The following is a 15,855-nucleotide window of genomic DNA, read 5'->3' on the forward strand; positions in this document are numbered from 1 at the left end:
CAACTATCCGACCAAACACGCTTATTTAATATGTGCAATATAACCCTTAATAATCTCGACACTATTTTTAAATAACTGCTTTTCATTATCTGAAAAATCTAACTCAATAATTTTTTTGATACCATGCTGATCTAAAATCGCAGGCACACCTATTGCCACATCTTGATAACCATACTCCCCATGTAAAATACAACTTAATGCTAACGCACGATGGCTGTTAGTAAAAATATGCTGACAAATTTCAGTAATCGTACTGGCGATACCATATTCGGTACAATGCTTAAATTTAGCAATTTCAAAACCTTTATTCTTCGCTTTGCTGCCAATATCATTAAAATCGATTCTATTTTTTTCGAGATGATTAAGGTTAATACCATAAACCGATGAATGCGACCAAACAGGAAATTGTGAATCGCCATGCTCGCCAACAATAAACGCATCGATACTTTGTGGACCAATATCCATTTGTTCCCCCAATAAACGACGTAATCTTACTGTATCAAGCCAAACCCCAGTACCAATTATCCGATGCCGAGGTAAACCTGATAATTGCCAAACTTGGTAAGTAATCGCATCACATGGGTTAGTCGCCACTAAAAAAATCCCTTTAAAACCATTTTTCATCATATCTGGCACAATCGTTGCAACAATTTTTGACGTACCTGCTAGCTCCTCCGCTCGGCTTTTTTGCGCTAATCCCGAAGTAACCGTAATAATCGCAATATCAATATCAGCACAATCATTGGCATCACGTAAACTGACTTTAATCATGTTTTGCCGATAAGCAGCCGCATCTAATAAATCCTGAGCATGACCATAAGCCCGATCTTTATTTACATCAACCAGTACAATTTCTTCACAAATACCACGATTAACCAAGGTATAAGCCGTCGTGGATCCCACATTCCCTACTCCAATAATCATGACTTTACGTAGTTTCATAATAAACTCCAATTATTTGAAAAATGAAATAAAATCAATAGAAATACAGATACGAAAGGGTTTGTTATCACAGCGTTAGTATTGCATATTCTTGTGTAAACGGGGAATCGTTTTCTTATGTTAATAGGGTCAAAACAATTTATTATTATGTATATAATAAATAATGTTGTTTCAATATTTTCAGTTAAAGCAACGGGTTACTTTTATATATTATATCATCATCTCGGTAAATTGTGAGATTGGCAATTTCCTTTTAGAAGCCTTTTTCATATCCTATATTTCTTTTTTTCTAACAAGTTACAATAACTGCAAATTCTGTGTAAAGTCATTAGTTTTATTGATCATCATTCAGTTGCTATGTGTATCGATATACACCAGCATACTTTGTACGCAATACTTTAATTCATTTATTGTGCCTTGATGAATATGCGAACAGCTAGGCTGATTTATCAATTTTACGTCTGTTTCCATCAGAACTGGCATTATATTTAAAAGGAGTTGGTGAAAATAGTTCTATTAATAAGATCTTTAGTGTCTATTTAAGTTTCGTCTTCACTTGTTTAAATGATGAAATTAGAAATATTCCAGATGATTGAATCTATAATCAGAATTTTTTGAATAAAAGAAACAATTCAGAGAATGTTATAATAAGAAGATAAGACGGGTTTGTGATTAGCGCATGTTCAGATTTTGTTTATTAACATGCTATTAAAATTGCAAATTGAAAGCCAGCTGGAAAAATTATCATTTACCCTCAGACAGGAGCAACATTCTCAATTAAATTGACTACAGACTGACTATTCAATCAAATTAGTGAAACTTTCTTAAAGGTTTTTTATTAGTTATCTTGAAAAGTGTTTGCCAAAAAACCATACAAAACCGAAAAATAAAATAAATCCAATAGGATTGTTAAAAAATATATTAAATAATGTGCTTTCTGGAACATTTTTAGCTTCAATCAATAAATCTTGTGCAAATACAAAATTACTAAAAAATAGCGATAATGAACCCATAATAAATTTTTTGATTATTTTCATTTTTATACTCCATTAATTTTAATAAGTTTTTATGCCTATATAAAAGAATTGCGCTAATCATAACCTATTATTAATTAAATAAAAAGAGATTGATATAAAATTCAACAGATTTTTATTGTTTTTTTAGCAGTAAACACTTTAGAAATTTTTCATGTGCACGGAGCAATATTCGATAATAACTCAATATTTCAATTGGTAATAGATTTGTCGAATTACTAAATAGTGATCTAGCTTTTTTCCACTTGCTTATTTAGAATTTAGGTTAAATGGTATAATGATTAACTTAACCATAAGAAAATACGATAAAAAAATTAGTTGGGAATTTGATAAAACCATTTATTATTAGATCTTTTAAAAATGGTTATCCCTATTTACAAGGAACACCTCATCTTTGCTTATTTTTCGCTCTATTGTTTCATTTTTTCCTATGCATATAAGAAACACTATATCATCATCCGCATTGGCGCGAGACTGTCCGTTTTATCCATATGTGTATAGGGAACACTTTATTAATGGTATGCCATTCACAAATACAAATTTCATGCTCATTATTATGAAAGACAAATTTATATTTTCGTTCAAAACCGGGGAGTATGTTTTCAGGTATATGCTTTTCGATTTTTTCCATCTTGATAGATATGATAAGTTACAATTCCCGCTCCCGAAAAATAATCCACCATTGCCACGGGGTGAATAAACCAGGCTTTGCCGTCTTTTGAGAGATTAGTTAGTGTCGGTGCATCATTGTTAGTATTGGTTGATTGTGAGGCTTGTTTGTCGGCTACGTCTTTCCACCATAACGAGGGTTTTATTCGTTTCTTTTTTTCAATTTGCCAGACTCTTTTAATATTTTCAAGCTCTTCGTCTACTTTATCGAATGCAAAATTTGATGTAACTCTTTCATTGCCGAGCTGTAATCTTCTAAATCGAGTTTAGCCATTTAATCTACACAACTTTAGCCGATAGTTCACAAACCTTAAATTTTCTTCTGAGGTAGCAGAACTTTATCGATGACATTCTTAATCTTTTTGACATTTTACAACTCTTTGTCTATCACGATATTTACATGAAATCGATTCCAATAACTTGAAGTGCCCACTATTATCTATTTTATAATGTCTCCATATTTTCAATATCTCGTGTTTCGTGATCACCAACATAATTTAATAACCAAACATTCTTAAAATTTTTATCAATATAGTAATACTTTACAAAAGCAGCTGATTCTGAAATTTTTTCTTTAAAAATTGATAATTTATCTATTAATTTATTATTTTTTTCAATATTCAAAAATATTTCGAAATCATACTCTCCATGCTGCTTTTTAGTTAAATTGTATCGATATTCTCCTTTTTGATATATCTCTTTATTTTTGTTAAATAAAGTGTCACTAACTTCACCAAAATATTGACCTAATTCGTTTAAATCGCACTCATTGTAAAAATAAGAATCAGAATAAGATCCATCAGCGGGAAAATCACACTTCTTATTCATATCCTCTACAATTTTTTTATTTGTCAACATGGGATGACCAAACCAACTAAATTCCCGATTTGGTATCTTATAATTAAATCCTCGATAAGTTATGGGCGATTCATTATTTTTTTTCAATTGCTTCGAAAATATTATTAAGTGATCTGACTTAGTTAGAAAAACAAAATAATTATCGATCTTTATTAAATCAGTTAGACCCGCTTTCAAGCATAAATTATCGTCATCATTATTAGGAAAGTTTATTGCCTCAAATTGATCTCCTAAAAGGATCCCTTCTTCTGAGAAAATTTTTTTATATTTTTCTACTTTTTCTGGAGTTTTCCAATAAGATAAAGGTGTAGTAAGATTTGTTGATGTTTCATAGTGGATAAGACAAATTGTATCAACTATAATATTTCCATCAATTAATATGAGCTTAATTCGCGGATACTTTTGCGTTAAGATCTCTCTGTCATAATCTGATTCATTACCAAAAACAGAATTTTTTGAAACTTTATAATAATCCCAAATATCCGGTGATTCATTTGAATGAACAATTCCTATAGAAAAAATAAACAATAAAATCAGTATTAAAAAATTTTTTTTCATTCCCTTTATCCTTTATGATAATCTTCCCTAGCTTTATCAGAAAAATAATCTTCAATCCAACAATTATCGTTAATATCCTTAACCAGCTTCTTATTTATAATTTGAGGCGTTCCCACAGGTAATAAATTAGTATGAGTTAAAGCGTTTAATGAATGTGAACAAGCTAAAATAGGTAAAAATAATAAACCATAAAATAAAGATTTTATCTGCATTATAGAAACACTCCTACCCCTATTATTTCATATTGAAAATTCTCAAATTACTAAATTGATATAGCACTTTACTCAATTAAAGCAAGCAGACTATTTATTTTTAAAGTTTTTATTTTTACAAACCAATTTAAGACCGCCATTTTCGAACTGACATTTTATTTCATCCAGCAAATTAAACTTTCCTTTGTTATTAATTTTGTAATGCTGCCACAAAGTTGCAGATGCGCCTTCTTCTACTAACAGATGTTGAAGTAGCCAAACATTTAATTGTTTATCAATGTAAAAATCTAATGTCACTTGAATCATATCACCTCCATGATCTTCATTAGAATAAACAATAAGTTGATTTATTATTTTGCCCGATGATTCGATAAACATCGTAATAATATACTGATAGGGTGAAATTGTACATTCACCTTCAAGCTGTTTTTCTTCAACAAGGCATTTTTTTGTATCGGTCGTTTTTTTTAAATAAATATTAAATTGCTTGGATTGATATAAATAGACAATTTTATTTTTTTGTAGTTCTTCAAATATATTATTAGTATTCTCGGTTGAAGAAAAGGTCGATAATTTGCATCTTTTATCATATTCTTTCCAGCCATTCTTTGCATAAGAAAAAAAATCTTCAATCCAACAATTATCGTTAATATCCTTAACTAGTTTCTTATTTATAATTTGAGGTGTTCCCACAGGTAATAAATTAGTATGAGTTAAAGCGTTCAACGAATGCGAACATGCTAATATAAGTAAAAATAATAAACCATAAAATAAAGATTTTATCTGCATTATAGATAGACCTCAGCTATTTCGTATTGAAAGTTTTCAAAGTGCAAATGATGATTATGTGTATCTTTACCATCTTGTCCGCCAAGAGTGATTAATTTTTTATAGTAAGGAATATAAGAAACATATCCATCATCTGTTATATTAGGGTTACCAACTAAGATTTCTGTAAAATGAAATTTTTTCATTGCCGTGCTGTAATCTTCTAAATCGAGTTTAGCCATTTAATCTACACAACTTTAGCCGATAGTTCACAAACCTTAAATTTTCTTCTGAGTTAGCAGAACTTTATCGATGACATTCTTAATCTTTTTGACATTTTACAACTCTTTGTCTATCACGATATTTACATGAAATCGATTCCAATAACTTGAAGTGCCCACTATTATCTATTTTATAATGTCTCCATTTTTCAATATATTGTGTTTCGTGATCACCAGCATAATTTAATAACCAAACATTCTTAAAATTTTTATCAATATAGTAATACTGTACAAAAGCAGCTGATTCTGAAATTTTTTCTTTAAAAATTGATAATTTATCTATTAATTTATTATTTTTTTCAATATTCAAAAAAATTTCGAAATCAAACTCTCCATGCTGCTTTTTAGTTAAATTGTATCGATATTCTCCTTTTTGATATATCTCTTTCTTTTTATTAAATAAAGTGTCACTAACTTCAACAAAATAATCGTCTAATTCGTTTAAATCGCACTCATTGGCAAAGTAAGAATCAGAATAAGATCCATCAGCGGGAAAATCACACTTCTTATTCATATCCTCTACAATTTTTTTATTTGTCAACATGGGATGACCAAACCAACTAAATTCCCGATTTGGTATCTTATAATTAAATCCTCGATAAGTTATGGGCGATTCATTATTTTTTTTCAATTGCTTCGAAAATATTATTAAGTGATCTGACTTAGTTAGAAAAACAAAATAATTATCGATTTTTATTAAATCAGTTAAACCCGCTTTCAAGCATAAATTATCGTCATCATTATTAGGAAAGTTTATTGCCTCAAATTGATCTCTTAAAAGGATCCCTTCTTCTGAAAAAATTTTTTTATATTTTTCTACTTTTTCTGGAGTTTTCCAAAAAGATAAAGGTGTAGTAAGATTTGTTGATGTTTCATAGTGGATAAGACAAATTGTATCAACTATAATATTTCCATCAATTAATATGAGCTTAATTCGCGGATACTTTTGCGTTAAGATCTCTCTGTCATAATCTGATTCATTACCAAAAACAGAATTTTTTGAAACTTTATAATAATCCCAAATATCCGGTGATTCATTTGAATGAACAATTCCTATAGAAAAAATAAACAATAAAATCAGTGTTAAAAAATTTTTTTTCATTCCCTTTATCCTTCTCATTTAAATCGTCGACTATTCAATTATTTTAATGGTATTAAAATCAAAATTTTCTGTATGCAAATGGCTATTATGTAATTTTTTTCCATTTACTGCTCCTGATATATCTTTAAATAAGTTATAGATTTCTTTTCCTACTCGAAACGTTCCAAAATGGAATTTAGCCAAAGCGTTAACAAATTCTTTATCTTTTTCCCAATCAGTTAAATTTTTAACTTTTTTAATGTATTTTGTGTCAATACTCTCACCATTTACGTGTAAAGAACTAGGAAAACAAGAGCCTTGTTCATAGGCACTACCCGTTACAATAATATTTTCTTTAATCTCTGCCAGAGCGCCTATAAAACCTGCCAGTAAGTCTGAATTTATATATTTTCGAAAAGTTTCTTTAAGTTCATATTTTATAATTACACCACTACTTTCATAGTTAAGGCTATCCGGCATTCGAACCATTTGGGCTTCTTCCTCCAGTTTTTTATATAGTTTCCATACTGCTTTTTTTGCAGTTTCATGATATCCATATTCAGCAATATTCCCATTAGTCATAGTTAGTCTTTCATAAATACTTACACCTGCTTCTTTTTTTATCCATTCATGAATATCACCATTTGTGTATTTCGCTCTAGCCACAATATACCCATCGCTAACGTTAGTTTTAGTTTCCTTCACAATTCCATGATCTGGATATTTAAATGTTCCTGTAGGATGTTTTGTAAACTTTTTCTTATTAATGGTATGCCATTCACAAATACAAATTTCATGTTTATTATCATCTTTATCATGATAGACATATTTATATTTTCGTTCAAAACCGGGGAGTATGTTTTCAGGTATATGCTTTTCGATTTTTCCATCTTGATAGATATGATATGTCACAATGCCTAATCCCGAAAAATAATCCACCATTGCCACGGGGTGAATAAACCAGGCTTTGCCGTCTTTTGATAGATTAGTTAGTGTCGGTGCATTGTTGTTTGTATTTGCAGTTTGATAGGCTTGTTTGTCGGCTACGTCTTTCCACCATAACGAGGGTTTTATGCGTTGTTCTTTTTCTACTTGCCAGTTTGTTTTAACAAGCTCGTTTTCTTTGGCTATACATAGTTTATCCAATTCTTTTGTTATGAAAATTTTTTGCTGTCGTCTTTTTTCTTCAAAATTTTCTTCGCTCATTCCATTTATATTACCTTTCTTCCGCATTTTATTTAGCTTAGCACTTAATTAATCGCATCTTCTTTTATTGTTTAATTAACTCTTTTTGACTTGTTTTTACCTTTTAATAGGTAAATATTTATTACTTTAATCATCATCCACCATTTCTTGATAGGTTAATTCACTTTCAGTAGGCTGTCTGTAAGCTGCGAAATAATTTTCACCCACAAAAAATAAAGTATCTTTCATATAAATTGCTTTATTTCCATTTAGTAGAAATTTAGCTAATGGTGATTTGTCGATATTGTCAAATGTGATATATTCCAACTCGTTACTAATATCTATATTAAATTTTTTAAAATTCTCGACTTGCTGTTGATAAAGTTTTTCATTACCAAATAACTGTTTTGACTTCGCTTTACCAAAGGTAAATGAATAGGCTTGTTGATAATTAACACAAAGCTTTTTATCAGCAGGATTTAAGGTTAGTGAGATATCATAAAGTTCATCGATTCTCTTGCTTTCAAAGCGCATATAATTATTTGCTTGTTTATCGGTTAATAAAAGGCTTTTTGTTGAATGTGTTTTGTTATCTTTAACCGCTAATTCACTGTAGCAATTTGACGTGACAGGTAACTCTTGAAACTTCCCTTCTTTTGTCACTTGAAAATGTTGTACTTCTACTGTTTCATCTTCAAAACGTTGGCGACGCTCAATAAAATAGTTTTTGTCAATGGTAAAATAATGATAACCAACCATGTAACCGCTACCGCCAGGACCGCCGCGAGTTGTAGTCCGATAACCAAATAACACCAGTTTATCTAGAACCTTATAATCATTAGAAAACAGATATAAATATGAATCAACATCACCACTATCCCAACTTACATCAATAAATATTGGATTTATAATCGGTGAAATAGAAGGATACTTTGCTCCGAATATATCTGTTGCAAACCAAGGAAGATCTAAAAAATTTTTAAAATGAATGGATAATGGTTTTAATACATCGTCTCGATATAGCACAAAAGCATCATCTGCATTAAATGGAACATTGATTGTGGGTAACTCAGGGATTTGTTTAATAAATTCTTTTTCAAAATAAGGTTTTGAATAAAATACCGGCTTACCATCTTTTCCAAACAAAACCAGCATATCATCCAATAATAAGGCCTGCCGATTTTGTGTTACATACTGTTTTAATAGGCTATTATCAATATTTTTATCAAATTGAAGATAAGTAATATTATCATTTAATTTAATATTATAACTATGCTCTAATAATGTTTGCTGCTTTTTTAAATCAATATATGCTTGTTCAATATTATTACTTTTAAAAAAATCTTCTGCAGGTATCGTATTATGTTTAATTAAAAACGACTGATTATTGAAATAAAATTTATTACCATGTAATTTTATATCAAAATCAACCGTTGTTTCATCTACCAATGTATTGCTAATACCATAAATAATTCCCCAATTATCTGGCGCTTTTTTTTCATCAGCTATCGCTGATGATACGATTAAATTTAATAATAGAGAAAATAATACAAAATAGTAATTACTTTGTTGCATATTGTTAACCTTATTCTTGATAGGTTAATTCACTTTCAGTAGGCTGTCTGTAGGCTGCAAAATAATCTTCACCCGCAATAAATAGCATTTCGTTCATATAAATCGCTTTATTTCCATTTAGTAGAAATTTAGCTAATGGTGATTTGTCGATATTGTCAAATGTGATATATTCCAACTCGTCACTAATATCTATATTAAATTCTTTAAAATTTTCGACTTGCTGTTGATAAAGTTTTTCATCACCAAATAACTGTTTTGACTTCGCTTTACCAAAGGTAAATGAATAGGCTTGTTGATAATTTACACAAAGCTTTTTATCAGCAGGATTTAAGGTTAGTGTGACATCATCAAGTTCATCGAATGTAATTTTCTTAAATCGCATATAATTATTTGCTTGTTGACTAGTTAGTAAAAGGCTTTTTGTTGAATGTGTTTTGTTATCTTTAACCGCTAATTCACTGTAGCAATTTGACGTGATAGGTAATTCTTGAAACTTCCCTTCTTTTGTCACTTGAAACTGTTGTACTTCTACTGTTTCATCTTCAAAACGTTGGCGACGCTCAATAAAATAGTTTTTATCAATAGTAAAATAATGATAACCAACCGTGTAACCGCTACCGCCTGGACCGCCTCGACTTGTAGTCCGATAACCAAATAACAATAATTTATCTAGAACCTTATAATCATTAGAAAACAGATATAAATATGAATCAACATCACCACTATCCCAACTTACATCAATAAATATTGGATTTATAATCGGTGAAATAGAAGGATATTTTGCTCCGAATATATCTATTGCAGCCCAAGGAAGATCTAAAAAATTTTTAAAATGAATGGATAACTTTTTTAATACGTCGTCTTGATATAGCATAAAAGCATCATCTGCATTAAACGGAACATTGATTGTGGGTAACTCAGGAACTTGTTTAATAAATTCTTTTTCAAAATAAGGTTTTGAATAAAATACTGGTTCACCATCTTTTCCAAACAGAAGCAGCATATCATCCAATAGTAATGCCTGCCGATTTTGTGTTACATACTGTTTTAATAGACTATTATCAATATTTTTATCAAATTGAAGATAAGTAATATTATCTTTTAATTTAATTTTATAACTATGCTCTAGAAACTCTTGCTGCTCTTTTAAATCAATATATGCTTGTTCAATATTATTACTTTTAAAAAAATCTTCTGCAGGCATCGTATTACGTTTAATCAAAAACGACTGATTATTGAAATAAAATTTATTACCATGTAATTTTATATCAAAATCAACCGTTGTTTCATCTACCAATGTATTGCTAATACCATAAATAATTCCCCAATTATCTGGCGCTTTTTTTTCATCAGCTATCGCTGATGATACGATTAAATTTAATAATAGAGAAAATAATACAAAATAGTAATTACTTTGTTGCATATTGTTAACCTTATTCTTGATAGGTTAATTCAGTTTCTGTAGGTTGCCTGTAGGCTGCGAGATAATTTTCACCCACAATAAAGAGCATTTCGTTCATATAAATCGCTTTATTTCCATTTAGTAGATATTTAGCTAATGGCGATTTGTCGATATTGTTAAATATGATATATTCCAACTCGTTACTAATATCTATACTAAATTTTTTAAAATTCTCGACTTGCTGTTGATAAAGTTTTTCATTACCAAATAACTGTTTTGATTTCGCTTTACCAAAGGTAAATGAATGAGCTTGTTGATAATTTACACAAAGCTTTTTATCAGCTGGATTTAAGGTTAGTGTGATACCATAAAGTTCATCGATTCTCGCACTTTCAAAGCGCATATAATTATTTGCTTGTTGACTAGTTAGTAAAAGGCTTTTTGTTGAATGTGTTTTGTTATCTTTAACCGCTAATTTACTGTAGCAATTTGACGTGACAGGTAATTCTTGAAACTTCCCTTCTTTTGTCACTTGAAACTGTTGTACTTCTATTGTTTCATCTTCAAAACGTTGGCGACGCTCAATAAAATAATTTTTGTCAATAGTAAAATAACGATAACCAACAGGGTAACCGCTACCGCCAGGACCGCCTCGAGTTGAAGTTAGATAATTAAATAACACTAGTTTATCTAGAACTTTATAATCATTAGAAAACAGATATAAATATGATTCCGAATAACCACTATCCCAACCTACATCAATAAATATTGGATTTATAATCGGTGAAATAGAAGGATACTTTGCTCCGGATATATCTGTTGCAAACCAAGGAAGATCTAAAAAATTTTTAAAATGAATGGATAACGGTTTTAATACGTGGTCTTGATATAGCACAAAAGCATCCACTTGGTTAAACGGAACATTGATTGTGGCTAACGGAGGAACTTGTTGAATAAATTCTTTTTCAAAATAAGGTTTTGAATAAAATACTGGTTCACCATCTTTTCCAAACAGAAGCAGCATATCATCCAATAATAAGGCCTGCCGATTTTGTGTTACATACTGTTTTAATAGGCTATTATCAATATTTTTATCAAATTGAAGATAAGTAATGTTATCTTTTAATTTAATATTATAATTATACTCTAATAATGCTTGCCGCTCTTTTAAAGAAAAATATGTTTTTTCTATATTATTGCTTTTAAAAAAATCTTCTGCAGGCATCGTATTACGTTTAATCAAAAACGACTGATTATTGAAATAAAATTTATTACCACGCAATTTTATATCAAAATCAACCGTTGTTTCATCTACCAATGTATTGCTAATACCATAAATAATTCCCCAATTATCTGGCGCTTTTTTTTCATCAGCTATCGCTGATGATACGATTAAATTTAATAATAGAGAAAATAATACAAAATAGTAATTACTTTGTTGCATATTGTTAACCTTTATTAGTGATTAATGTTTGCATTGATATGCCATTGACTTGTTCAACACTTTGAGCAAAGTATTCATCTTTCAAATAAACTAATTCAAAACTTCTGACATCAAAATGTACCCATGTTGGTGCCACTGCTAGCTCTCCAGATTTTTTTACGCGATTTCCAGGCTCTAAAGAAACAAAATTTGGTTTAGCCCATCTATAATGAACATCGCAATACTTAATCATCACCTCTCTTGCATCATCACATAAATTAGCTTTTGTGATTTTTGAATTATTGTAAACCATATGAATATCTAGCGCTTTTCCCATATGATTCGTGGTTTGTCTGTCATTATGAAATTTATTATCCCTCCAACAGCGGTATCCGGATTCAACTTTTTCAATTTCCATATTTCGTTGATCAAAGTGTGCTAAATAAAATTTCCAGGCTCTTAATACCCAAAATAATGTTCTATGTAACCCTGGATATTCATATTCTCTTTTCTGTTCGATAATTGTTGTTTTTTGTTTTTGATCAGAATTTCTCCCGAGTCCAAATCCTCCACATGCTTTAATCTCAACTTTTTTTAAATCGTATGTTGAACATTTACACTTAGCTTGAGCAAAATATGTTTCTATTGGGTATTCCTCTTGAAACGCATCAATTGCTTCAATTACTTCCATATCAACAACACCCGTTTCTTCAACTTTCATATAATCACGTTGAAACTGTTTGATCATGTTTTCTGTTCTTTCCGTAAACTCATCAGTCGGGACATTGCCACCAAAACCGGCAAGACGGATATTGATTTCTCGAATTATTTCATTTTTATCGCCTTTTCTAAAAAAAACAACGTTTCCTACAAAATAATCCACCATTGCCACGGGGTGAATAAACCAGGCTTTGCCGTCTTTTGATAGATTAGTTAGTGTCTGTGCATCATTGTTAGTATTGGTTGATTGTGAGGCTTGTTTGTCGGCTACGTCTTTCCACCATAACGAGGGTTTTATTCGTTTCTTTTTTTCAATTTGCCAGACTCTTTTAATATATTCAAGCTCTTCGTCTACTTTATCGAATGCAAATTTTCTTAGATATTCTTTATCTATACCCAAGCCATCTAACAGTTTAGACATAAATTCTTTCTTTTCATCTTTTTCTTCTTCAAACAGCTCATCTATCTCATTCCACTTTGTTAGCGCTTCATCCGCATACCATTCACTTTCATATTTAACTAACAGATGCCCTATACGCTCTGCTGTCCAGCTTCTGCGTAAACCTTCTTTTAAATAATCTTCTGTAAAAGATGGCGGTGTTTTTTTACGCTGGGTTGAATAACGCAATGTACCCACTAAGATTTGATGTAATTCTTTCATTGCTGGGCTGTAATCTTCAAAATCAAGTTTAGCCATTTTATTCTTGACAATTTTAGCCGATAATTGACCAACCTTAGATTTTTCTTCTACGGTGTTGAATCCTGACCAATGCCATGGGGTAACAAGTTTTATATGTTCTTGTACACCATTTTTCGTATTCACCCATCCTTGTATCGGTATGCCTTCTTTGTTCCCTGCCTGAATATATCGCCAAATTGTATCCGGGTCGTCATCATTTACCGCAATAAAACTTTCATCCGATTGGGAGTTAAGCGAGATTGTTCGCGCAAAATAAACCGTGTTATATTGTTTTGGTTCGGGTAACCCATCCAAGGATAATGGAAAATCATTCCAATAATTTATTGTGCTATTTAATTGCCCATCTAGACCTTTAAGGTGAAAAACATCTTTTGATGCTATCCAGTAATACACGTTTTCAGGACTAAAACGTATTGTAATAGATGTCTTCATATCTTTATTAAGGACTGTACTCGATGCAATAATATCGTTGACAATTTCCACTTCATCAGGAATATCGCTTTTGATTAATTGGGGATATTCTTGTTTGTAACTTTCTAACAGATTCTTTTTATCTTCCTGCGTTAAATAGTACTTTTTACCATCACCTTTTATAATCTCTCCAGTTTTAGTGTCCAGAGAGGGGGTAATTGATAAATTTAACGTATATACTGGTTTGATTTTAACGTAATAACTATTGGTAAGACTAATAAATTCTACTCCCAATCCTTTATGTAAAAAACCGGTGGGTTGGGTAGCTTGAATTAATTGGGCATCTTTTTCGACTAAAATAATTGTTTTTTCATATTCTGGTAAATTGTTCGCTAACGCTTTTGTTTTTTGGATAAAAGCCGGCAAATCATCACAGGTGAATAATTCAATATGCGCTAATTTTGGTAATTTTTCATCTGACGGGCGTTTCATTGTTGCTAATGCGGCAACTTTAGGTTCATCAAAACTCTGGCTTTGGCTTACATTATGTCCAAGATAACCAATAAAATCGCCTTTTTTTATTGCAATGGGCTGTTTTAATACAATAACTTCATTAAATTTTTCAGGTTTTAGCGCTGTTGAAGTCAGTGATTCTATATTAACATAGCCTTTATGAGGTGCGTCCGCACCTCCATTTTCAGCGACTAAGGCAGGTGGAATCGAACACCCCTCAATTTTACGAATTTTAGCATAGCCATTTTCTTGACCGTCAAATTCGAATGTCGCTGTAATTGGCAAATAAGTCAATTTTTGTGTATCATTGGCAGCTTCATAAACGGCAATCCCTTTCACTTCTTTTTCAGGGGAATCGACCTTGTAATTATCTTCCAGACAAATTTCATAATCTTTATCAGCTTCCGCTTTATTGCCAGTTGGCCGGTCTGTATCGCTCGTTCCTATATCCCCTTTCCATACATACCCTGAAGTCGATCCTAATTCATTTTTATATTCATTTTTCGTAACCAATATACCCTGTGTTATTGACGTGATTTTATACCATCCAGACTTCCCTTTTTTTTGTTCACCTAAACGCACTTTACTACCTTTCAGTAATAATCCAACGACCTTCGAATCCTTACCGTTTTCTCGGATCACACTACCATAAATAGCTCCTGCTTTTTCTTCATTGACTTTGCCTGACTGAACTTGCCAGTAATGCGGATAATTAATTTTATCATCGACAGTTTTATTTTTCTTTTGCTCATAACCATACCAATCAAGCTGATGCATGTATAAACTGTAAAGGGTTATCGCTGGTGGGGTTTCGGTTGAAGCACTAATCTCTGGCATTTTTAAATAGTGGCGAACTAAGGTAAATCCTGTTGAAAAATAGGCAACTTTTTGAAATTCTTCAACTGGTGCTTCTACCTCGTTATTGTCCTCATAGATAATTTTGGGATAAACATCATTTACACGATATGCAATAACTTCACCATTTGCCATACACCGCAGTAAATCATCATTACCGATTTTATTTAATACGTTTTTATCGATATGAATACCACCATGCCATAGACTATTTTCACCAAATGGATAAAAGCCACTGCCTGCTTCGGATAAAGCTTTATAGTAAGCATCTTGACTAAGTGTTTTGCTACCTGTGGGAAAAACAAAATTGGATATTTTCTTTATTGTCATTTTTATTTCCTTAACTAATTAATCCGAAAAACTTTTTGAATTAAAAGTCATGTGTTTTCGAAGTAATAGTTCGAGTTCTTTATTACTATTAGTCAATTTAGCCGATAAGCAGCCGCATCAAATAAATCCTGAGCATGCCCATAAACCCGATCTTTATTTACATCTACCATTAAAACTTCTTCACAAATACCACGATTAACTCAGGTATAAGCCGCAGTGGAACCCACATTCCCTACGCCAATAATCATGAATTCACGTCGTTTCTCAAAAAACGCCAGTTTTTTGAAAAAAAAATTTAGGAGAATTATTAGATAACTCATTAATTATATTTCTATATT

The 15,855-nt window shown here is 31.0% G+C and carries 12 protein-coding genes and 1 pseudogene; all 13 read right to left on the reverse strand.

Annotated elements, in window-relative coordinates; all coding sequences use genetic code 11:
* Positions 1–21: 21 nt before the first annotated feature.
* Positions 22–942 carry an L-lactate dehydrogenase gene (locus tag ACKJXD_RS01150; protein WP_220215396.1) on the reverse strand — a complete coding sequence of 307 codons (921 nt, stop codon included), beginning with the start codon at positions 940–942 and terminating at the stop codon, positions 22–24.
* A gap of 842 nt (positions 943–1,784) precedes the next feature.
* Positions 1,785–1,979 carry a hypothetical protein gene (locus ACKJXD_RS01155; protein WP_430875293.1) on the reverse strand — a complete coding sequence of 65 codons (195 nt, stop codon included), beginning with the start codon at positions 1,977–1,979 and terminating at the stop codon, positions 1,785–1,787.
* A gap of 1,110 nt (positions 1,980–3,089) precedes the next feature.
* Positions 3,090–4,061, reverse strand: a complete 972-nt coding sequence (locus tag ACKJXD_RS01160) for a hypothetical protein (RefSeq protein ID WP_430875294.1) — start codon at positions 4,059–4,061, stop codon at positions 3,090–3,092.
* Between the two features lie 5 nt (positions 4,062–4,066).
* Positions 4,067–4,273: a hypothetical protein gene (locus ACKJXD_RS01165; RefSeq protein ID WP_430875295.1), complete on the reverse strand. Its 207-nt coding sequence runs from the start codon at positions 4,271–4,273 to the stop codon at positions 4,067–4,069.
* A gap of 90 nt (positions 4,274–4,363) precedes the next feature.
* The gene (locus tag ACKJXD_RS01170) at positions 4,364–5,062 is read right to left on the reverse strand and encodes a hypothetical protein (protein ID WP_430875296.1); all 699 of its coding nucleotides are present in this window, start codon (positions 5,060–5,062) and stop codon (positions 4,364–4,366) included.
* On the reverse strand, positions 5,062–5,283 hold the full coding sequence (locus ACKJXD_RS01175; protein ID WP_430875297.1) for a hypothetical protein: 222 nt from the start codon (positions 5,281–5,283) through the stop codon (positions 5,062–5,064). Before ACKJXD_RS01175 ends, ACKJXD_RS01170 begins: the two co-directional genes overlap by 1 nt.
* A gap of 79 nt (positions 5,284–5,362) precedes the next feature.
* Positions 5,363–6,424, reverse strand: coding sequence for a hypothetical protein (locus tag ACKJXD_RS01180; protein WP_430875298.1), 1,062 nt, complete (start codon positions 6,422–6,424; stop codon positions 5,363–5,365).
* A gap of 30 nt (positions 6,425–6,454) precedes the next feature.
* Entirely contained in the window at positions 6,455–7,609 is a 1,155-nt protein-coding gene (locus tag ACKJXD_RS01185; protein WP_430875299.1) for a hypothetical protein, read from the reverse strand.
* 126 nt (positions 7,610–7,735) lie between these two features.
* On the reverse strand, positions 7,736–9,163 hold the full coding sequence (locus tag ACKJXD_RS01190) for a hypothetical protein (protein ID WP_430875300.1): 1,428 nt from the start codon (positions 9,161–9,163) through the stop codon (positions 7,736–7,738).
* 10 nt (positions 9,164–9,173) lie between these two features.
* Positions 9,174–10,586 (reverse strand): hypothetical protein, encoded by a 1,413-nt coding sequence (locus ACKJXD_RS01195; RefSeq protein ID WP_430875301.1) that lies wholly within the window; start codon positions 10,584–10,586, stop codon positions 9,174–9,176.
* Between the two features lie 10 nt (positions 10,587–10,596).
* Positions 10,597–12,009 (reverse strand): hypothetical protein, encoded by a 1,413-nt coding sequence (locus ACKJXD_RS01200; protein WP_430875302.1) that lies wholly within the window; start codon positions 12,007–12,009, stop codon positions 10,597–10,599.
* A 4-nt stretch (positions 12,010–12,013) separates the two neighbouring features.
* Positions 12,014–15,517 (reverse strand): peptidoglycan-binding domain-containing protein, encoded by a 3,504-nt coding sequence (locus ACKJXD_RS01205; protein WP_430875303.1) that lies wholly within the window; start codon positions 15,515–15,517, stop codon positions 12,014–12,016.
* A gap of 104 nt (positions 15,518–15,621) precedes the next feature.
* Positions 15,622–15,837, reverse strand: a pseudogene (locus ACKJXD_RS01210) (lactate/malate family dehydrogenase); the annotation flags it as partial.
* Between the last annotated feature and the right edge of the window lie 18 nt (positions 15,838–15,855).

The sequence above is a fragment of the Gilliamella sp. G0441 genome, from assembly GCF_050589305.1.
GTDB lineage: Bacteria > Pseudomonadota > Gammaproteobacteria > Enterobacterales > Orbaceae > Gilliamella.